This is a genomic window from Bacillus sp. FSL W8-0519 (genome assembly GCF_038005585.1).
In the GTDB taxonomy this organism is placed as follows: Bacteria; Bacillota; Bacilli; order Bacillales; family Bacillaceae_G; genus Bacillus_A; species Bacillus_A paranthracis.
Genome location: NZ_JBBOTL010000001.1, coordinates 769,040 through 790,000, shown reverse-complemented (window position 1 = coordinate 790,000; position 20,961 = coordinate 769,040). Strand labels below are relative to the sequence as shown.

The following is a 20,961-nucleotide window of genomic DNA, read 5'->3' as shown; positions in this document are numbered from 1 at the left end:
TCATAAGAGCAAGCTCTTAATCCATTCGCTCGACTTGCATGTATTAGGCACGCCGCCAGCGTTCATCCTGAGCCAGGATCAAACTCTCCAATAAAGTTAGTTTGTCTAGCATCTAAAATAAAAATTGACGTTTCACGTTGTTTGTTTCGTTCAGTTTTCAAAGAACTTGTCCATCGCTTCAGAAGCGACTTCATCATATTAACATCTTCATTTTTCGATGTCAACTAAGTTTTAAAATTTCTTTTTTGTCGTTTTCTACGTTTCCGCATCAGCGACGTTTATTAATATACCATCATGGTTTTTAAATAACAAGTGTTTTTTATAAAAAAACAAAAAAATTATCTATCCTCCTTTCTTCTATAGTAAAACCTTTTATTCTCTCTACTGAAAATAAGTATTTTGATTGTATACCAATACACTCTAATTAACCAAACTGCCTTCCATAATCCCTCCCACCTTTTCATTCTCTTCTACATTAGAGTCCACATTTAAAAAGAAAATAGCTTCGCCACTTCCTAATAATGCGCACATGTTGATTTTTTGTCCCTCCACACAAATCATTACTAATTGAAAGAGCCGGGTGTTGACAGACAGCTCCCCCCCAACCGAATTCGAGGTGAGAATTTTATCGTCCGACCAACGGCGGGATAGATAACGAAATTCCAACAAAACATCAACTTAAGATTATTGTTAGAATTTTTTTACATTTAATTAATGCAAAATATCCATTTTTTGTTATATAGTAGAAAGGACGTACTCAACTACAAATAAACCAATGGAGGAATTACTTTATGGATAGGTTAACGAAGTTTTCATTAAAAAACCGCGCCGCTGTTATCATCATGGTTTTTCTCATTTCCATACTCGGTGTTTATTCCGGCTCTAAATTACCTATGGAATTTTTACCTAGCATCGATAATCCCGCAGTCACCGTCACAACCTTATCTCCAGGACTCGACGCTGAAGCAATGACAAAAGAAGTAACCGATCCCCTTGAAAAACAATTTCGCAACTTAGAACACATCGACAACATCACCTCTTCTACTCACGAAGGATTATCACGCATCGATATCGCGTATACATCCAAAGCAAATATGAAAGATGCCACACGTGAAGTTGAAAAGGCCATTAATACAATTAAATTACCTAAAGATGCAACTAAACCGATAGTTAGCCAATTAAATACTTCTATGATTCCACTCGCTCAAATTGCAATCCAAAAGCAAAACGGATTTTCAAAAGCAGATGAAAAACAAATCGAAAAGGAAATCGTACCACAACTCGAAAGCATTGATGGCGTTGCCAACGTTATGTTTTTTGGAAAATCAACTTCCGAATTATCTATTATACTAGACCCAAACCAATTAAAAGATAAAAACGTAACAACGGAACAAATATTAAAGGTTTTACAAGGAAAAGAAACTTCCACTCCAACTGGAGCTGTTACCGTTAATAAAGAAGAATATAACCTTCGTGTCATCGGGGATATAAAAAATATAGATGACATTAAAAACATCACTGTTGCACCTCAAGTTAAATTACAAGATGTTTCTCAAATTGAACTTAAACAACACTACGATACAATCTCACATATAAACGGCGAAGAAGGCACTGGATTAATCATCATGAAAGAGCCAAGTAAAAATGCAGTTGCAACCGGAAAAGAAATCGATAAAAAAATTAAAGATATAAGTAAACAATATAAAGATCAGTTTTCTATTAAACTTTTAGCATCAACTCATGAGCAAGTTGAAAATGCTGTTACTAGTATGGGAAAAGAAGTAATCCTTGGAGCAATTGCGGCAACTCTAATTATCTTAATCTTTTTACGTAACTTCCGAACGACCCTCATTGCTGTTGTCAGTATTCCATTATCTATTTTATTAACACTCTTTTTACTACACCAATCTAACATCACACTTAACACTCTAACACTTGGTGGTTTAGCCGTTGCAGTTGGACGTCTCGTCGATGATAGCATCGTTGTCATTGAGAATATTTTCCGCCGGTTACAAAAGGAATCTTTCTCTAAAGATATTATTCTCGATGCAACGAAAGAGGTCGCCGTCGCAATTACTTCTTCCACCTTAACAACGGTTGCTGTTTTTCTACCTATCGGCCTCGTATCAGGAGTAATCGGAAAATTAATGTTACCTATGGTATTAGCGGTCGTATATTCTATACTATCGTCCTTAATCGTTGCACTAACAGTTGTTCCACTTATGGCTTTTTTACTACTCAAAAAAACAAAACACAAAAAGCCAAGTTATTCACCACGATATGTGGCTACATTAAAGTGGTCTCTTTCGCATAAATTCATTATTCTACTTACTTCTTTTTTATTATTCGCAGGATCGATTGCTGCCTATGTATTACTACCGAAAGCGAATATAAAATCTGAAGACGACACAATGTTATCTATTAATATGACTTTCCCAGCTGATTACGCTCCTGAAACACAAAAACAAAAAGCCTTTGATTTCGAAAAGAAGCTACTTTCTAATTCAGATGTAACGGATGTTATTTTACGAATGGGATCTAGCGCAGAAGATGCACAATGGGGGCAAACGACGAAAAATAATCTTGCCAGTATATTTGTAGTCTTCAAGAAAGGCTCTGATATTGATCAATATATTAAAGAGTTAAAAAAAGAACATAACGCTTTTGAACCCGCTGAACTTGATTATATAAAAACGAGTTATTCAAGCTCTGGCGGCGGCAATAATTTGCAATTCAACGTAACAGCCACTAACGAAACGAATTTAAAAAAGGCTGCTACTATCGTCGAAACAAAACTAAAAGATATGGATGATCTTTCTAAAGTAAAAACGAATTTAGAAGACTCTAAGAAAGAATGGCAAATCCATGTTGATCAAACAAAGGCCGAACAACTAGGATTAACACCAGAATTAGCAGCTCAACAAGTAGCATTCCTTATGAAGAAATCACCTATTGGTGAAGTTTCAATCAATAACGAAAAAACTACTATTATGATAGAACATAAAAAAGAAAGCATTACGAAACAAGAAGACATTTTAAACACAAACATACTATCACCTATTAATGGACCAATTCCTTTAAAAGACATTGCAACTATTTCAGAAAAGCAACTTCAAACAGAAATCTTCCATAAAGATGGAAAAGAAACCATTCAAATTACCGCAGAAGCTTCAAATGAAGATTTAAGTAAGGTAAGCGCAGAAGTGAACAAAGCGATAGCCGACTTAGATTTACCTAGCGGAGCCAAAGTAAATATCGCAGGCGCCACTGAATCTATGCAAGAGAACTTCACAGATTTATTCAAGATTATGGGGATTGCAATCGGGATTGTATATTTAATTATGGTTATTACCTTTGGGCAGGCGCGTGCTCCTTTTGCAATCTTGTTCTCCTTGCCATTAGCTGCTGTCGGCGGTATTTTAGGATTAATCATTTCAGGAACACCAGTTGATGTAAATTCCTTGATCGGCGCATTAATGTTAATCGGGATTGTCGTTACAAACGCTATCGTATTAATAGAAAGAGTACAACAAAACCGAGAACACGGTATGGAAACGAGAGAGGCCTTACTTGAAGCAGGTTCCACTAGATTACGCCCAATTATTATGACAGCTATTACAACAATCGTCGCTATGCTACCACTCCTATTTGGTCAATCACAAGCAGGAAGTATGGTATCGAAAAGTTTGGCAGTCGTTGTCATCGGCGGTTTAGCAGTCTCAACTGTCCTTACATTAGTAGTCGTTCCTGTAATGTATGAACTATTAGATAAAATCGGGAGAAAAAGACGCTCTCGTAGAAAAATAAATACTTCTACAGAAACACCTGATATTTAAACGAAAAAGCGTTATCTTCACGAATGAAGATAACGCTTTTTCTCTACCTACTCATATAATCCATCATTTTTTCTGCATACCGCTCTAGAGGTTCACTAGAATTCACAATAAGATATTCACTATTTAGAGGTCTTTTACTACCATTTAACCACTTTTTAAAAGCTACTTCCGACTCTACCTTTTCAATTTGACTGACCAGACGCTTACGTGTTTGTAGTCTCATATTAATCTCTTCCATATCATTCAGATAACACTCAATATATTTATATTTCACACCATGTTTATTAGACAGCTTAATTCCTTTTTCAACCATCCCTTTATATAGACATGGACTATCCAATATCACACTATGTCCTTGTTCTAAATATGAATCAATCAATGCCCATTCAGCATCATACGCAAGTCCACCAATAATCGTTGATTCAATACCTTTCACTTCTAGTGATCTTAACAATGCTGATTTCAAAACGTCATGATCTACAATTATAGCACCTGTTAACTCCCCTATATACTTAGAAACTGTAGATTTTCCCGATCCTGGAAAACCTGACATTTGCAGAAAAAACAAATTAAACCCACTCCCTCATTTTCATCTTTTTATCCCACTATTTGTGAGCAGTAAAACCCCACTGTTTAAAATTTCACTTTATCTATATAACGAATTACAAATTCAACAATCGCTATACCTTTTCCTTCTATATTAAAACGCAAAAAGAACCCCCTACTTATAAATAGAGAGTTCTTCTTTATAACTTATGCCGCTTTTACCTTCTTCGTCGTTTTACTTTTTCTTTTCGCTCCTGTAAAACGTTTGTGCAATATAGATGCTACTAAGCGTGAAATAACATTGAATAGCAATACCATAATAATTAATACAGCTGCAGACTTTGTCGCAATTAACTTCGCATCCGGAATAATTCCTTCAGAATTTAACTTCCAAATGTGAACCGCTAACGTTTCAGCTGGTCTAAATGGGTTTAAAGGATGAGCAGGACTTGAGAAGTCCGCTGCTGAATTTAAAATTGGAGATGTTAAACCCGCTGTATAAATTAATGCCGCCGCTTCACCAAATATACGACCTGCCGCTAAAATAACACCTGTAATAATTTGTGGTAGTGACGACGGAATAATAATACGAGTGATCGTTTGCCACTTTGTTGCACCTAATCCAAGACTCGCCTCTTTCACATTAGAAGGAACCTCTGAAATCGCATTTTCACAAACACGAGTTAAACCTGGCAAGTTTAAAATTGTTAAAGCAAGGGCACCACCCATTACTGTGTATCCCCATCCTGTCATTGTAACGAACACTAACAAACCGAATAAACCAACAACAATAGAAGGTAAAGATGCCATTGTCTCAATACATAAACGAACAAAGTTTAAAAAACGTCCTTGTTTTGCATACTCTGCTAAATATATTCCAGCGCCTAATCCGAGAGGAATAGATATAATAAGCGTTATAACAAGCATATAGAAAGAATTGAATAACTGCGGACCAATCCCACCACCAGCTCTTGTATTACTTGGTTCTCCAAACAAGAAATTAGGATCCCAAAAACCCCATCCCTTTTGTAAAATCTCAAACACTAAGAACACTAGTAAAGCTACAACTAAAGCCGCAACCGCATAAAAGATACCTGTCCAAACTTTATTTACCGTTCTTGCATTCATTATTATCGCTCACCTCTTTGCCCAATTGCTCGAATTACTAAAATAAACAGGAATGAAATAACAAGTAAAATCATTGCTAAAGTCCATAGCGCATTGTTCCAAGCAGTTCCGTTTAATGTATTTGTCATGTCCATTGTCAAAATACCAGTTAACGTTGCTGTCGGGCTATATATGCCTTCTGGTAATTTAACCGTATTCCCAATTACCATTTGAACCGCTAATGCTTCACCAAAAGCACGCGCTAAACCTAAAACAATACCTGTTAAAATCCCCTTTTTCGCAGCAGGAACAATCACTCGGCTAATCGCTTGCCATTTCGTTGATCCTAAACCATAAGAAGCTTCTAAATAATCAAATGGAACAGAGCGTATTGCATCAGAAGCGATACTAGCAATAGTAGGCAAAATCATTATACTTAATACAACAATACCTGCAATTAAACTAAAGCCCACTCCTCCAAACGAATCACGTAATAGCGGTACTAAAATTGTAACCCCTAATAATCCGTATACAACCGAAGGAATACCAACTAATAATTCTAAAACAGGCTTCAATACTTTATTTCCAAACTTCGGCGAAATTAAATTCATGAATATAGCAAGAGCTATAGCAATTGGCGCACTAATAATAACCGCACCTAACGAAACCACCGTTGAACCTACAATAAAAATTACAGCCCCGAAAGTTCCCTCATCAGCATTTGGACTCCATTTTGTCGATGTTAACATTTCAGTAAACGAGATACCACTTTGCGTAAATGATTGAATTCCTTTACCGCAAATAAATGCAATAATAGCTAATGTAACTAAAACAATAAAAATACCACAAAACGTAACAAGTGATCTTCCTATATATTCACTTTTCACGTAATTAATTTGTTTTTTCCCCTTCATCACAGGACAGACCCCACTTCATAAATTGAAATGAACAGGACTGGCCTTGCAGCCAGCCCCATAAATTTTATTACTTATTTAATTTAGACATTGGAATATAACCCATATCTTCTACTTGCTTTTCAAAATCTTTACCTTTTACATAGTCAATGTAAGCTTTTGTTGCTTCTTTTGCCTCACCTTTCGTTACCATGTACTCGTAAGACCAGAATGGATATTTACCAGACGCAATGTTTTCAACTTTTGGTTCAGCACCATCAATTTTCACTGTTTGTAGCGCACCTTTTTTCTCGCCAACCATGTAAGACATTGCTAAATAACTTACTGAACCTGGAGTAGAGTTAATCGCTTGTTCTACTGCACCGTTAGAATCTTGTGTAGTACCAGTTCCATCATTAATTTTCGCGTCTTTCATAATTGTTTTTTCAAATGTAGCACGTGTACCAGAAGAAGCTGGACGGTTAATTACGTTAATTTTTTCATCTTTCCCGCCTACCTCTTTCCAGTTTGTTACTTTTCCAGTGAAGATATCTTGTACTTGTTGTACTGTTAAATTATCAACTTTTACATCTTTATTTACGACAAGTGCGAATGCAATACCCGCTACCTTGTTATCTACTAATTCTTTCGCCTTATCAGCATCTTTTATTTTATCTGCAGATGGAACATCTGAGTTACCAATTTGGACCGCACCAGAAGCTACTTGGTTAATTCCAGTTCCACTACCGCCACCTTGCACTTGAATAGAAACGTTTGAATTTTTCTCCATAAATTTCTTTCCAGCTTCCTCTGCAAGAGGTTGAAGTGCTGTAGAGCCTGCAGCTGCTATCGTACCTGACAATTCTTGTTTTGCATTATCGCTTCCTTTAGCATCTTTACCTGACGTCTCTTCTGCTTTTCCACATCCCACTAATGAACCCGCTACCACTAAAGCTGCTAAAGAAAATTTAATACCCTTTTTCATGACCATGTCTTGTACCCCCATTTGGATTATCACTTTTCACATTTATCTACTTCTTTCGAACACAAATTCATTGTAGGACAATAATATTATGTGAGTGTTAAGCAATTTTTAATTTTAAGTAAATGACGATAATACCCCTTAAAAACTAGGAATCCCAACATTTATAGTTGAAGAACCCAACAAAATCCACACTAATTAGGCTGCAATGTAAATTTATTCTTAACAATGTAAATTCAATGTAAATATTTTTCACTCTTTTTTCCTTTTAGTTAAGGTTACATTTACAATTCCGTTGTATTTTGTTACTTTTACGCGCCTAATTTATGTACATTACACAGAATTTCAGTAATATTTTTTAGTACAACTAAATAAATTGGAACAATTCTAAAAATAAATGAATATTTTTAAAGTACCAATTGACAGCATCATCCAATGTAGTCTACTATATTACTAACAAAAAGTTTACCTAAGGAAACTTTTTAAACTTAAACTAACAATATAGAGATGAGGTAACTTTTATGGTATCGGCTAATAAAAAACCACTTTCCGAATTTAAGACTGGAGAGTTTGTACAAATTGAGAAGATACAATTAGAAGGAACTATGAAACGACGTTTATTAGATTTAGGATTTATCCCCGGCGCAACAATTAAAGTATTACAACGCAGCCCACTTGGAGATCCGGTCGCTTATCAAGTAAGCAACACAACTATCGCACTACGCAAGGAAGAAAGTTCCCTTATTTTCGGGGTATTAATAGGAGATGATTTCAGATGAGCAAATATCGCATTGCTTTAGCTGGCAACCCAAATACCGGGAAAAGTACATTATTTAATACTTTAACAGGTTTAAAACAACATACTGGAAACTGGACGGGAAAAACTGTTTTAAAAGCTGAAGGAGAATATGAACATAACGGTAGTAAATATACATTAATAGATTTACCTGGGACTTACTCACTATATTCAAATTCTGCGGATGAAGAAGTAGCAAGGGATTATATTATATTTGAAAAACCAGAAGTAACTGTAGTTGTTGTAGATGCAACAGCAATGGAAAGAAATTTAAATTTAGCACTTCAAGTGATGGAAATGACGAGTAACGTAGTCATTTGTATTAACTTAATTGATGAAGCTGAGAAAAAAGGCATCGTTATCGATGAAAAAAAATTAGCAAAATCACTTGGTGTACCTGTAGTTAAGATTTCCGCTCGTAACCGAGTAGGCATCGGTCATTTACTAAATGTCATTGCTAAAGTAGCAAATAAAAAGCTAATTCCAGCACCAATTAAAGTTACTTATAGTGAAAAAATTGAAAATATGATTCGAGAATTAGAACCACAAATTTATAAAGTATTCGGTGATACGTATCCAGCACGTTGGATTGCATTACGTATATTAGATGGAGATAAAAATTTCTTAACTGCACTTGAAAAACATCATAACGAACCACTTGTAAGGGAGGTCGTAATCAATGGAATCTCACTCAGCCAGTAAAGCTCTTCCATTAGACTATATTATTCAACACGCTCAAACACTTTCAAAAGAAGATATACGAGATGATATTGTCGGAGATATTTATCGAACATCTGCAAGCATCTGTAAAGAATCTGTTCAATATACAAATACGGATAAATTATATCGTTCTGAAAAACTAGATAAAATTTTCACATCTCCAATATGGGGATTCCCAATTATGCTCGGTATTTTATCTATCATTTTTTATCTTACAATCGCTGGTGCTAACGTACCATCTGATATGATTGCTGAGTTTTTCGGATGGGCCGAAGGATATTTAACTTCTTGGTTCCAAGCAGCACACGCACCTGAATGGTTACATGGCATTTTAATACTTGGTTTATTCCGTGGTATCGGCGCTGTTATTAGCGTTATGTTACCACCTATGGCCATCTTTTTCCCTATGTTCGCACTATTAGAAAACTATGGATACTTACCACGCGTTGCGTTTAATATGGACCGCTTATTCAAACGCTCTGGTGCACACGGTAAACAATCTTTAACAATGGCAATGGGCTTTGGTTGTAACGCTGCAGCTATTATGTCAACACGTATTATTGAATCACCACGTGAACGTATGCTTGCAATCTTAACAAATAACTTCGTACCTTGTAACGGTCGCTGGCCTATGTTAATTTTAATGGCCTCATTATTTATGGCTGCTGGTTATACAGGTAGTATGCAAACACTTGTTACTGCCGGCGTTGTAGTTGGAATGGTTGTAATTGGTATCGTTATGACATTAACTGTTTCTTGGGTACTATCCAAAACAGCTTTAAAAGGCGTTCCAACCCACTACACACTTGAGTTACCGCCGTACCGTAAGCCAAAGGTTTGGAATACAATTGTGCGCGCAACACTCGATAAATCAGTTTATGTTTTAAAACGAGCTGTTGTTGTAGCTGCCCCTGCGGCTGCATTAACTTGGTTACTAGCTAATATTTTCATCGGTGACACAAGCTTACTTATGTATTTTGTAAATTTTCTAGATCCATTTGCTAAAATGTTAGGACTTGACGGCTTTATTCTAGCTGCGTTTATTCTTGGACTACCAGCGAATGAAATTGTTATCCCGATTTTATTAATGTCTTACTTATCAACCGGGGCTTTAACTGAAATAGATGATTTTAATCAAATTAAAAATTTATTCTTAGAAAATGGTTGGACTTGGTTAACAGCGTTAAACACAATGTTGTTCTCACTTCTTCATTTCCCATGTGGAACGACACTGGTTAACATATATAAAGAAACAAAAAGTGCAAAATGGACATTCTTATCATTTGCAATCCCTACCGTTATCGCCATCGTTGTGACATTCCTCTCTACACAATTGGTACATTGGTTAGGGCTTGTATAAAGCAAAGCATACATAGAAGGTATCCCCCTTCACATATGCTTTGCACGAAAGAAACCTGAAATCATTCAGGTTTCTTTTTTTGCACATCAGCATTCCAAGGCTGCGCTCCATACGTTGTGAGTTTCTTATGAATAAAGTATATAGCGCCTGGAAGAATCGCCATTAATATTGTGCAACTAATTCCTAATCCAGTAAACAACTTCCATCACCTTACTTTACTCTTTTTGGTAAAGCTGAACCCGTATGTTCAATTGTTGGATGAACATGAACAGTAACCTCAGCATCACTAAAGTAATTTTCACCTTGATCCCAATTCTTACTTATTTTTTTCCACTCTTTATAATTATGCCGCTTATACACTTCCCCTAATTCTAATACATCTACCTTATATTTTTTTTGAACAAGCTGAACGGATTTTCGGATGCGCGTCTCCATTTCCTTCGAAATATCCTTCTCTAAACGTTTTTCATTCAAGACCTTTTTATGATCACTAAAGTGTAACTCAGCTATTGTACCTTCCAAAAATAAGTGAATATTAAACTTTGGTTTTGTAACATTTGTTGTAGATACTTTAATTTTCCGACGCAACTTATGAATTTCATATGTAATAAGTTGATTCTTTTTGCGGATAGTAAAAAAACCTCCAATTTTTTTACCTACTATATAATTCATTCCTAATGTTTCTTCCCCATTCAAACTGCCTACACACTTATTATCCTTCCCACGAAACAACGCTGCCCCGTTCATTTGTACACCTTGCTTTGTTAATTCAAGAATAGGTAATACGAAGCTTCGGCTCGCAATCATCTTTTCCTGAACCTCACCAATTCTTGCAGCCTCAATCATTTGGGCATTTTTCGGAGGATGTTCAGCTAACATATCAATATACTGTGCCGGTAAATTTTCAGGTTTTGCACTCTGTTTTAAAATAGATTCGGCATTCTTCTTCGAAACAAACAAACGAATATTTCTCCTCATTTCATGATCGCGAATATATACATCTAACGTATTTTGCAAAACATACGGATTCGCCAGTAATTCTTCCGAAAAAATAATCACTTGTATATGCGGAAAAAATAATGTTCGACTAATTTTTTTAGCAATAATTCGGATTTGCTCAAAGACACTATCTGCTTTCGCACTCACATTAATATAATTTTCACTATCTCCACCACCTTGTCCCCCTTGTTGCGCTAGCTTACTGGGAAGCACCATCTGATACGTCCCTTTCATAATCGGATTCGATTTCTTTTTTTTCGCGATATCATAGGCTGCACCTACTACAAATCCTCTTTCTTCTATTTCTTCTAGCTCAGAACACCCACTGATAGATCCAACTAAAACCATAAGCATTATAATTTTAAGAAGGTGTTTCATTTCTACCATTCCTTCTTCTTATTTTATATACAATAAAAACTAACAAAGGTGCTAACACGACAAACCCCATATCTATCCAAGCTAAATAAGTTCCATAATTTGATAAAGCATTTAAACTACTAGGTATCATATTCACCATAAAAATAATCGGGGCACTTACAAAAATGAAAATATGTTTCTTCACTTTGGGAAACATAGCGCAAAATAATAATGATGCGACATCATAATACATGACCGTAGTGTTATAAATAGTAATAATCCAAGTTGTAAAAAAAATTGCATCAAATCTTTCTAAAAACCCTCCACCAATTTCAATTTCTTTCCCTAATTCAATTGTTGGGTACGTCAATCCACGAGTTGTCATATACGTAAAAACACTAATACAAGTTACATAAATTAAAATGTACGACAACACATTTACCATTACCGCTTTCGCAACTGCCATTGGTGCTTTTTTTGCCGCCTTATCATTCAGCAACACAGCATAAAACAGAGCTACTTCAAATCCAATAAACGTAAAAATAGAATTTTTAACTCCAACAGCATATTGACTCACTTCCGTTTGAAAGGCTGGTAGTAAATTATTTATTTCCATTAAATTTATATTCAATAAAGAAAGAAGCACTATCGCAATTAAAACAATAGGTAAAAATAGAACATTTAACCTTAATAAAGCTGCTCTAGATCCTGCTATTCCATAAATAACAACTAATAAGAAGAAGAAAGACAGTAGTTGTATTGGTGTATCACTAAACAAATACGTTTGGGAAATAATTGAAATCATTCGCGATTCATATGCTGTCAACGCAGCAAACGTTAATACTAAAACGCTGCTAATCGTGTATGCAACAGGCTTTGTCAAATGCGCACTCGTATATTGAACAAAGTTTTGTTTCGGGAATAAAATAGCTACCCTCGTTACAAACCAACCTAAAACTGCACACACCAATCCACCCAAAAGCAAAATAATCCAACCGTCCGAAAATAAAGTTTGGTTAGCGATATCTCTTGGCATAGACAATGCTCCTATACCAATAATGGTCGAAGATACCGCAAACCCAATTTCCCGAGATCCAATCTCTTCATCGCCATACTCAAATGGTTTCAATTATTCTCGCTCCTTTGGACGTATTGTAGAATCCTTCGTTTGTAAATATTCCGGTCTCTCTTTCAACATTGATTTCGGCAAACGAATAAGCTCTTCTTTCCAATCTTTATAGAATGCGGGAGCAATTGGAGTTGTATACGGCACACCAACACTTGTTAAATTTGTAATATGAACAGCAAGCGCAATAAGAGCTAGAATGATTCCATACAACCCAAAAGCCGTTGCTGCTAATACAAAGACGAAAAGTAAAATCCGAAACGTAATTGTGATGCTATACACCGGAAGTGAAAATGTAGCAATAGCTGTAACCGCAATAATGATAACTAAAAATGGATTTACAATTCCTGCATTCACCGCTGCCTCTCCAATTACAAGACCACCTACAATCCCAATTGTTTGTCCCATCGGTTTCGGCAACCTAATTCCTGCTTCTCGTATTAACTCCATCGTTAATGCCATCATTAACGTTTCAATATAGGCAGGAAAAGGAACACCTTCTCTTGCTCCAGCAATCGAATAAGCCAATTTAGAAGGAATAAGTCCTTGGTGATACGAGACGAGCGCTACATACATCGCTGGCATTAAAATTGCAACTATACCAGAACCCATCCGCAAAATTCTTAATAAAGTCCCTATTACCCAACGCTCATAATGATCTTCCACAGATTGAAAAATATCAACAAACACTAGCGGAGCTATAAGGGCAAAGGGAGATCCATCCACCAAAATAGCTGCCTTTCCTTTCGTTAATGAGGCCACAATATTATCAGGCCTTTCCGTATTCAAAAACTGCGGAAACGGCGACAAATTATTATCTTGAATTAATTGCTCAATTGTACCCGTCTCAAAAACGACATCTGTCACTATGGATTGAAGACGCCGATCTAGCTCTTTTACAATGTAAGGATTAATAATGTCTTCTATATATACTAAAGTCACTTCTTTTTGGGATCTCTTTCCCATAATATAAGATTGAAATCTCAGCTTTGGGTCACGTAAACTACGGCGAATTAATACTTTATTCACGTTAATATCTTCATTTAATCCAATTCTCGGTCCACGTATTAAATCTTCTGTTACTGGCGGTTCTAAACTTCTTTTTTCCCAAGCCCTACTATTAATTACGATAGCGGTTTGAATATTATCAATTAATATAACTGTATCTCCCGCTAAAATCGCATTTATAATATCCGGCAACGTTGTCTTCTTACCAACTTCTGCAATAGAAATAAAGCGATCCAATAATGTTTGAACAACAGCTTCGTCTTTTTGTATTTCTTCATATTGAAGTGTACGAACTACATATTTATAAACATTATCCTTATCTGTTAACCCACATAAAAAGACAACAGCACAGCGTGTAAAACTACCAGCAAGGGCAACTTCCCTAATTGTCAAATCATTAGGCGAACCTAACTCATCTCTAATTTCTTTCATAACTTCAAATAAGTTACCTTTTAGCTCTAACAAATCCCCCACCTAACTTCCTTTTCAACAAGTTTTTAGTTAGATTCCGCTAATAGAAGAAAATATATACAAAAAAAGAGCTATCTCTTTTCAAAGATAGCTCTAGCATACGAATTACTTTTCTACTATTATATTGTCTGCTTTTATAGACACATTTTTCGTGAATCCGCTAACGATAAACATCACAATCATATTCATTAACAGCGCGACTATACCTACATTTAAATCTTTTATATATTGAGGGAAACCCGGAAACATCGTAGCTATAGTTGAACCAGATAAAGTAATATACGCAACCACTAATAACCCAATCCCCATCCCGGCAATTGCCCCTTGCTTCGTAATAGTCTGACGTGGAAACAAACTACATACAAGTGCCGGGAAAAGTTGTGTCACTATACTATATCCCATTAAAAGAAGTGCTCCTATCGTTTCTCCACCTTTAAAAGTAAACAAAACAGCTACAAGCGTTACTACAGGAACAAATAATTTCGCTACTTTTGCCACTTGTCGATCCGAGGCAGATGGGACCATTGTTCGGTAAATATTTTTCGCTAATAATGTAGAAGCGGCCATGACAAGCATAGAACCTGGAACTAATGCCGTTAAAACTCCAGCACTACCAATAATCCCAATAAACCAAGGATCAAAAGTTTGAAGAGCCAGACGGAATAACGAAAGGTCTACATCCCCTCCCTTTAATCCAGGAACTTGCAAAATAGCTGCGAACCCTGCAAAGAACACGAAAAGTAAAACTAAAGAGTACAGTGGCATAATGGCCGCATTTTTACGAAATACTTTTTCATTTTTTGCAGAGAAAGCAGAGGCAAATGTATGGGGCCACATATAGAAACCGAGAGCTGTTAATATAATAGTAGAAACAAACCAAGAAATGCTCATTCCTTCATCAGGTAAAGATAAAAATCCTGGTTTTGCTGCTTCTACAGCTTCAAACATCGGCTGAAATCCTCCGTAATAATGGTACGGTAAATATATACCTAAAAACATAACGATAAACAGGATCATAATATCCTTCAAAGCGGCCGTCCAAGCAGAGCCGTGTATACCTGAAACCATTACATATATCGTTATAACAATTGCGCCAATCCACACTGCGATAACTGGTGATACCCTTCCGTAAGACGCTTCCGAAACGATAATTCCTAATCCTTTTAACTGTAAAACAAGGTATGGGATAATCGAAATAACCCCAATGATAGAAACGATAAGGCCAAGTGCCTGACTCTTATATTTCTTCACAAAAAAATCTGGCTGTGAAACTAGATTATGCTCTTTTGCATACTTCCAAACTGGTGGTAATAAAAAATAAGATAAAATATAAGCTAACGCACCATAACCTAAAATATAAAAAGTAGGTGCTCCTTTACTATACGCCCATCCACTTCCACCTAAAAATGTGAATGTCGTATAAATTTCACCTGCCATAAGAAGAAAAACAAAAATAGTACCAAAGCCTCTTCCTCCAACTGACCATTGCTCTAAATTCATATCTTTTCCATGTTGCGCCCGAATTCCCAAAAATAGTGCGAGAAACAAAAATAAAATAATGATAAGTAATGCGGTCATTTTACATCCCCCTTATTAGCAGGATCAAATACGTATACAATCCCCATACAAAGAGATGTAATAAGCACTGATAATAATATCCAAAATAATAAAAATGGCATCCCTAATATGTAAGGAGTAACTGAATTAGCAAATACGGGGCCAACAACTAAACAAAAAACTGGAATAAGCGCTAATACGTGTATTTTCTTCATCTCATTCTCCTTTACTTATGAAATTCATAATCGATGATACAAAGACTTGCACGCCAATTGGTAATGCATCTTCATCAATCGTAAAACGAGGGTGATGGTGAGGATATATAATTCCTTTCTCTTTATTTCCTGCTCCGATAAAAAAGAATGTCCCTGGTACTTTTTGTAAAAACGCTGAAAAATCTTCTCCAGCCATCGTGGGCTGTAAACGAGTAACTCGCTCTCTTCCATAAAGCTGTAATGCTGTTTGCTCAATAATCTCTGTCACTTCATAATCATTTACTACTGGACGATATCCATATTCATAAGAAAAAGTATATTTCGCTCCGTAAGCTTCCGTCACATGCTTTACAATCTGTTCAATTCTTTTCTCTGTTTCTTCTCGCAACTCATGTCTTAAACTCCGCACTGTCCCTTCAATCTCCGCTTGTTCTGGAATCACATTATGAGTTGTCCCAGCGTGAAATTGCGTAACAGATACTACAAGAGAATCTAACGGATTCGTGAAGCGAGAGACAATTTGCTGAAGTTGCGAAACCACTTGTGTACCAATTGCAATACTATCAACTGTTTCATGAGGGATTCCAGCATGTCCACCTTTTCCTTCTATTATAATTTTAAAAACATCTGGGGCAGCCATTGCAGGACCATAAATTACACCTACTTTTCCAACCTCTAACGATGCCCAAAGGTGAGCACCAATAATATAATCGACCCCTTCCATTACACCCGCTGCAACCATTTCCTCTGCACCGCCAGGAAAGTTTTCTTCAGCATGTTGGAATAGAAAACGAATCTCCCCTTTAATTTTCTCTCTTGCTTCTACTAACTTATGTACAACTCCAAGTAATATCGCTATATGTCCATCATGGCCACATGCATGCATTACACCCGGATATGTAGAAATAAAGTCAAACTCATTTTCTTCATGAATAGGAAGAGCATCCATGTCAGCACGAACCGCAATGGTTTTACCAGGCTGCTTACCAATTAATCTTGCCATTACACTATATTTAGTAGGTCTTAACACTTCTAAATGTGGAATTTTCCGAAGTATGTCAAACACAAACTGCGATGTTTTCTCTTCTTGAAAAGATAACTCTGGATACTTATGAAAATGTCTTCTCCACTCAATCAATTGATTTTTCGATACAACTAGTTCCTTCGCTACATCCATTTCTCTTCTCCCCTTCTTCACCAAGTTAAATGTTATTATAACGTGAATTGTTAACTTTTAAAAGAATCTTCTGAATTTTCTATTATAATTATTTAAAAATAAAAAGCCATCGAAATGATGACTTTTTCATTATTATAAAATAGTAATCGCTTGTTTCCCCATTTGCTCCCACGCTTTCTCAAACTCTGCTCGTGGAACAGCAAAACGCGGATTATTTTTTAGAGGATCATTTACATATACAAAGTTTTGATCGTATCCAACTACTACTACACTATGCTCAAAATATGTAATTTTCACTTCACCAGAGCTTGTATTCCATGTTTCAAAACTGCTTTCAGCTAGCGGCTTAAATGTTGTATTAATAATAACCCATACTGGAGAACCAGAACTAATTACCTTATATAGATCTTTCACATCTCTATCTGTTAAATTAATTACTTTTTCAGAAACATATTTTTCTGCTAAATTAAAGATTGGTTTATTGTATACACCATATCCTCGTTCAGCTTTCGTATAAATATTTCCAACAAATCCCTCATACGGATTTCCACGCAAACCATTTTGTTCAAATGGAACTCGATGAATTTCACTAGCAAGTTGCATCTTATCTACTTGCACACCTTTATATTGTAGCAACATAGCTAAGCTTGTCACTTCACATCCACGAGGTAATTCTGGTAACTGCTTTATAAACGGAACATTTTCAATCATAGCCGCTTCTTTCATTTCAGATAGAAAATCTAAGCGTAGCACTTGTGCCTTTTGTATAATCTTATCTTTCCCTATAAAAAACGCTGCAGCAAATATAATTCCAAAAACAAAAAGATATTTTAACTTTTTCATTTTAAACAAAACTCCATTAATTATTATTTTACAGACATACCTCTTACCATTGTACCTTTCTTCTTGCTAGTTTGCTAGAAAGATTCTGTGAATTATTGTTCATAACTACATCGTTATAAAATTCTAATTATTTTTAATAAAAAGAAAAAAATATACTTTTTAGCAACATTTTGCTAAAATCAAAATTATTAACATGGTGAAGATATCACCTTGTTAATAAAACCATTCTTAGAGTATTTAGTCATAGTTCGTTTTTTTACATACTTCATTCATTTCATAGCAAATAAACTGAGTATGTGTCACATCCCCCACTAATGATTAAAAACTCAGAATGAAAACCAGTTAACACATATAAGAAAATAACGGGGTGAGGGGCATATGAATCAACAAGTAGAACAAACAGATTTAAAACGCACAATGAAAAGTAGACACCTATTTATGATTGCACTTGGTGGTGTTATCGGAACTGGCCTATTTATGGGATCTGGTCAAATCGTCCATAACGCCGGCCCTGGTGGTGCTATTCTTGCATTTTTAGTCGGTGGATTTGTTATGTATTTAACGATGTTATGTCTTGGTGAATTATCCGTAGCTATGCCAGAAGCAGGTTCATTCCAAAGCTATGCAAGCAAATTTATTTCACCTGGTTTTGGTTTTGTTGTCGGTTGGATGTATTGGTTAAATTGGGCTGTTACAGTTGGAGTAGAGTTAACAACTGTAAGTATTTTAATGAAACGATGGTTTCCAGACGTTTCTTCGTGGATTTGGTGTGTTACATTTGCGGCAGCACTCTTTCTTGTAAACGCTTTATCAGCAAAAGCATATGCAGAAGCAGAATTTTGGTTCGCAAGTGTAAAAGTCGCAACTATTGTTGTTTTCATCGTACTCGGTGGTGCGGTTATGTTCGGCTTACTAGACTTTAACGGAAAACCAGCTCCAATGCTTCACAATTTCACTGAAAATGGCGGCCTATTTCCAAATGGTGCATTAGCTGTTCTTCTTACGATGATCACAGTAAATTACTCCTTCCAAGGAACAGAATTAATCGGAATTGCTTCAGGAGAAAGTGAAAATCCTGAAAAAACAATTCCTAAAGCAATCAAAAATACCATTTGGCGCACACTATTCTTCTTCGTCCTAGCAATATCAGTTGTTGTAGGTTTACTCCCGTGGCAAGAGGCTAATCTAGTCGAAAGTCCATTTGTACTTGTATTTGATGTAGCTGGTGTTCCATATGCAGCAGACATTATGAACTTTGTTATTATTACAGCTGTATTATCCGTAGCCAATTCTGGTCTATACGCAAATTCGCGTATGCTTTGGGCGATGGCAAAACAAGGAATGGCAAGTCCAGCATTTACGAAATTAACTAAAAAAGGTGTACCACTAAACGCATTGATTTTCAGTCTAATCTTTGCAAGTCTATCCCTATTAACAAGTGTATTTGCAGCAGATACTGTCTTTTTAGTTTTAACATCTATCGCAGCAATGGCTGCTGTTGTCGTTTGGATGTCAATTGCGGCTTCACAGTTTTTCTTCCGTAGAAACTTCGTGAAAAACGGTGGTGACATAAATGATTTAAAATATCGCACACCACTTTATCCGCTCGTTCCAATCGTAGCGTTCTCACTCAATTTCATTACATTTGTTAGTTTAGCTTTCATTCCAGATCAGAGAATTGCTCTTTATTGCGGCATTCCATTTATGGTCATTTGTTACATTTTATATCAAGTGAAATATAAAAAAATTGTCACATTTGAACAACAACAGACTATTTCACAAGAAATAAACTAAATATACGAAATATTCAGCTATCTTTCTTATGATAAGATAGCTTTTTTCTATTTCTTGGGTATCCTGGTATAACTTTATTTATCTTAAAATTTTCACAATCGCATTTTTCTCTGGAAAATAGTTTACAATGTAATCAAGTTACAAATGATATTCACCTTAAAAAGTGTGCATTTGTGTCTATTTTTTAACAATATCTCAAAAACTATTGCCTTCTATAAATTAATAGGTTTATATTGTTTTATTGGCATAGTTTCAATCCAAGGAGAAAGGAGATTTTCAATCGTGCAACTAAAGAAAGCGTTTTGGAAGTTGGCTTCGCTTCTTCCGTTATCATTACTTCTGTTCCTCGGTGGCTGTGATAAAAAACTCGCAGTATTAAATCCGCAAGGACCTGTTGCAAAAGCACAGTATGATTTAATTGTTTGGTCATTCTTGCTTATGTCATTAATTATCGCAATTGTATTCATCTTGTTTACAGTCATCTTGATTCGTTATCGTGAAAAACCAGAGAATATGGACTATGAGCCACCTGAACAACACGGTAACACATTATTAGAAATCATTTGGACGCTTGTTCCTGTTATTATCGTTATCGCATTATCGATTCCAACAGTAAAAGCAACTTATGCTTCGGAAGAGGTTCCGAAAGAGTCCAAACATATTAAACCAGTGGAGATTTATGTTACATCTGCAAACTGGAAATGGTTATTCAGTTACCCAGAGGAAAAAATTGAAACCGTTAACTATTTAAACATCCCAGCTGGTGTACCAATTCAATTCAAACTGACTTCTGTCGGCCCAATGAATGCTTTCTGGGTACCAGAACTTGGTGGTATGAAGTACACAATGGATGGCATGATTATGGACCTTTATTTACAAGCTGACAAACCAGGTTCTTACCTAGGTCGTAGCGCGAACTTCTCTGGTGAAGGATTTACTCACATGGAGTTCGAAGTTGAAGCAAAAACTAAAGAGAAATATGACAAGTGGGTTAAAGAAGTACAACAAACTGCTCCTAAACTAACAGAAGATAAGTACAACGAAATTGTTAAACCTGGTGTAGTTGGTCGTATGACATTCTCTAGCCATCACTTAAGTTATGTAGATCCAAAATCACTTGAATATTGTGATTACAACTACTACAAAAACAAAAAATAATAGCTATAATTCCAAC

The 20,961-nt window shown here is 35.8% G+C and carries 18 protein-coding genes and 1 rRNA gene (1 of these 19 running past the window's edge); 6 read left to right on the top strand and 13 right to left on the bottom strand.

All coding sequences use genetic code 11. The annotated features are described in order from the left end of the window. A 16S ribosomal RNA gene (locus tag NST14_RS04045) occupies positions 1 to 94 on the bottom strand (it extends 1,457 nt beyond the left edge of the window). A gap of 697 nt (positions 95 to 791) precedes the next feature. Between NST14_RS04045 and NST14_RS04040 the strand changes: the two genes are divergently transcribed. Then, positions 792 to 3,836: an efflux RND transporter permease subunit gene (locus NST14_RS04040; RefSeq protein ID WP_095842551.1), complete on the top strand. Its 3,045-nt coding sequence runs from the start codon at positions 792 to 794 to the stop codon at positions 3,834 to 3,836. A 43-nt stretch (positions 3,837 to 3,879) separates the two neighbouring features. Here the strand turns inward: NST14_RS04040 and NST14_RS04035 are convergent, their stop codons facing one another. The 4 genes from NST14_RS04035 to NST14_RS04020 form a co-directional block, all read right to left on the bottom strand. After that, positions 3,880 to 4,404 carry an AAA family ATPase gene (locus NST14_RS04035; RefSeq protein WP_000465770.1) on the bottom strand — a complete coding sequence of 175 codons (525 nt, stop codon included), beginning with the start codon at positions 4,402 to 4,404 and terminating at the stop codon, positions 3,880 to 3,882. A gap of 185 nt (positions 4,405 to 4,589) precedes the next feature. Further along, positions 4,590 to 5,510 carry a phosphate ABC transporter permease PstA gene (pstA, locus tag NST14_RS04030; protein WP_000994142.1) on the bottom strand — a complete coding sequence of 307 codons (921 nt, stop codon included), beginning with the start codon at positions 5,508 to 5,510 and terminating at the stop codon, positions 4,590 to 4,592. Between the two features lie 2 nt (positions 5,511 to 5,512). Beyond that, complete coding sequence (pstC, locus tag NST14_RS04025; protein ID WP_000676680.1) at positions 5,513 to 6,403, bottom strand: phosphate ABC transporter permease subunit PstC; 891 nt, start codon at positions 6,401 to 6,403, stop codon at positions 5,513 to 5,515. A 70-nt stretch (positions 6,404 to 6,473) separates the two neighbouring features. Then, complete coding sequence (locus NST14_RS04020) at positions 6,474 to 7,373, bottom strand: phosphate ABC transporter substrate-binding protein PstS (RefSeq protein ID WP_000245119.1); 900 nt, start codon at positions 7,371 to 7,373, stop codon at positions 6,474 to 6,476. A 512-nt stretch (positions 7,374 to 7,885) separates the two neighbouring features. Here NST14_RS04020 and NST14_RS04015 point away from each other — a divergent pair. Genes NST14_RS04015 through NST14_RS04005 form a run of 3 tightly spaced genes read left to right on the top strand, consistent with a single transcriptional unit; the run spans position 7,886 to position 10,240 of the window. Next, the gene (locus tag NST14_RS04015; protein WP_000252986.1) at positions 7,886 to 8,143 is read left to right on the top strand and encodes a FeoA family protein; all 258 of its coding nucleotides are present in this window, start codon (positions 7,886 to 7,888) and stop codon (positions 8,141 to 8,143) included. Next, positions 8,140 to 8,862 (top strand): FeoB small GTPase domain-containing protein, encoded by a 723-nt coding sequence (locus NST14_RS04010; RefSeq protein WP_000049870.1) that lies wholly within the window; start codon positions 8,140 to 8,142, stop codon positions 8,860 to 8,862. The genes NST14_RS04015 and NST14_RS04010 overlap by 4 nt, the downstream gene beginning before the upstream one ends. Further along, positions 8,840 to 10,240 (top strand): nucleoside recognition domain-containing protein, encoded by a 1,401-nt coding sequence (locus tag NST14_RS04005; RefSeq protein ID WP_000443601.1) that lies wholly within the window; start codon positions 8,840 to 8,842, stop codon positions 10,238 to 10,240. Before NST14_RS04010 ends, NST14_RS04005 begins: the two co-directional genes overlap by 23 nt. A 61-nt stretch (positions 10,241 to 10,301) precedes the next feature. Here the strand turns inward: NST14_RS04005 and NST14_RS04000 are convergent, their stop codons facing one another. The 8 genes from NST14_RS04000 to NST14_RS03965 form a co-directional block, all read right to left on the bottom strand. Further along, on the bottom strand, positions 10,302 to 10,439 hold the full coding sequence (locus NST14_RS04000) for a hypothetical protein (RefSeq protein ID WP_071742034.1): 138 nt from the start codon (positions 10,437 to 10,439) through the stop codon (positions 10,302 to 10,304). 11 nt (positions 10,440 to 10,450) lie between these two features. After that, complete coding sequence (locus tag NST14_RS03995) at positions 10,451 to 11,617, bottom strand: Ger(x)C family spore germination protein (RefSeq protein WP_033687823.1); 1,167 nt, start codon at positions 11,615 to 11,617, stop codon at positions 10,451 to 10,453. After that, positions 11,601 to 12,725: a spore germination protein GerLB gene (gerLB, locus tag NST14_RS03990; protein ID WP_109630438.1), complete on the bottom strand. Its 1,125-nt coding sequence runs from the start codon at positions 12,723 to 12,725 to the stop codon at positions 11,601 to 11,603. Before gerLB ends, NST14_RS03995 begins: the two co-directional genes overlap by 17 nt. After that, a complete protein-coding gene (gerLA, locus tag NST14_RS03985) occupies positions 12,726 to 14,204 on the bottom strand; it encodes a spore germination protein GerLA (protein ID WP_001996708.1) in 1,479 nt (492 codons plus the stop codon). Positions 14,205 to 14,306: 102 nt separating this feature from the next. Beyond that, positions 14,307 to 15,779, bottom strand: coding sequence for a sodium:solute symporter family protein (locus tag NST14_RS03980; RefSeq protein WP_229143101.1), 1,473 nt, complete (start codon positions 15,777 to 15,779; stop codon positions 14,307 to 14,309). Further along, the gene (locus NST14_RS03975; protein ID WP_000719858.1) at positions 15,776 to 15,973 is read right to left on the bottom strand and encodes a DUF3311 domain-containing protein; all 198 of its coding nucleotides are present in this window, start codon (positions 15,971 to 15,973) and stop codon (positions 15,776 to 15,778) included. Before NST14_RS03975 ends, NST14_RS03980 begins: the two co-directional genes overlap by 4 nt. Position 15,974: 1 nt before the next feature. Further along, positions 15,975 to 17,150 (bottom strand): amidohydrolase, encoded by a 1,176-nt coding sequence (locus tag NST14_RS03970; protein WP_229143102.1) that lies wholly within the window; start codon positions 17,148 to 17,150, stop codon positions 15,975 to 15,977. Positions 17,151 to 17,282: 132 nt separating this feature from the next. After that, positions 17,283 to 17,993: a C39 family peptidase gene (locus NST14_RS03965; RefSeq protein ID WP_214328596.1), complete on the bottom strand. Its 711-nt coding sequence runs from the start codon at positions 17,991 to 17,993 to the stop codon at positions 17,283 to 17,285. Positions 17,994 to 18,371: 378 nt separating this feature from the next. Here NST14_RS03965 and NST14_RS03960 point away from each other — a divergent pair, with 378 nt between their 5' ends. After that, positions 18,372 to 19,787: an amino acid permease gene (locus tag NST14_RS03960; RefSeq protein ID WP_001076078.1), complete on the top strand. Its 1,416-nt coding sequence runs from the start codon at positions 18,372 to 18,374 to the stop codon at positions 19,785 to 19,787. 282 nt (positions 19,788 to 20,069) lie between these two features. After that, positions 20,070 to 20,945, top strand: a complete 876-nt coding sequence (locus NST14_RS03955) for a cytochrome aa3 quinol oxidase subunit II (RefSeq protein WP_001176167.1) — start codon at positions 20,070 to 20,072, stop codon at positions 20,943 to 20,945. The last annotated feature ends 16 nt before the right edge of the window (positions 20,946 to 20,961 follow it).

Bases quoted from the DNA above. Each gene is read 5' to 3' on its own strand.
- pstC (WP_000676680.1), bottom strand. From the start codon at position 6,403: ATGAAGGGGAAAAAACAAATTAATTACGTGAAAAGTGAATATATAGGA.
- NST14_RS04005 (WP_000443601.1), top strand. From the start codon at position 8,840: ATGGAATCTCACTCAGCCAGTAAAGCTCTTCCATTAGACTATATTATT.
- NST14_RS03960 (WP_001076078.1), top strand. From the start codon at position 18,372: ATGAATCAACAAGTAGAACAAACAGATTTAAAACGCACAATGAAAAGT.
- NST14_RS03975 (WP_000719858.1), bottom strand. From the start codon at position 15,973: ATGAAGAAAATACACGTATTAGCGCTTATTCCAGTTTTTTGTTTAGTT.
- NST14_RS03995 (WP_033687823.1), bottom strand. From the start codon at position 11,617: ATGAAACACCTTCTTAAAATTATAATGCTTATGGTTTTAGTTGGATCT.
- NST14_RS04020 (WP_000245119.1), bottom strand. From the start codon at position 7,373: ATGGTCATGAAAAAGGGTATTAAATTTTCTTTAGCAGCTTTAGTGGTA.
- NST14_RS04010 (WP_000049870.1), top strand. From the start codon at position 8,140: ATGAGCAAATATCGCATTGCTTTAGCTGGCAACCCAAATACCGGGAAA.
- NST14_RS04015 (WP_000252986.1), top strand. From the start codon at position 7,886: ATGGTATCGGCTAATAAAAAACCACTTTCCGAATTTAAGACTGGAGAG.
- NST14_RS03970 (WP_229143102.1), bottom strand. From the start codon at position 17,150: ATGGATGTAGCGAAGGAACTAGTTGTATCGAAAAATCAATTGATTGAG.
- NST14_RS04040 (WP_095842551.1), top strand. From the start codon at position 792: ATGGATAGGTTAACGAAGTTTTCATTAAAAAACCGCGCCGCTGTTATC.
- NST14_RS03965 (WP_214328596.1), bottom strand. From the start codon at position 17,993: ATGAAAAAGTTAAAATATCTTTTTGTTTTTGGAATTATATTTGCTGCA.
- pstA (WP_000994142.1), bottom strand. From the start codon at position 5,510: ATGAATGCAAGAACGGTAAATAAAGTTTGGACAGGTATCTTTTATGCG.
- NST14_RS03980 (WP_229143101.1), bottom strand. From the start codon at position 15,779: ATGACCGCATTACTTATCATTATTTTATTTTTGTTTCTCGCACTATTT.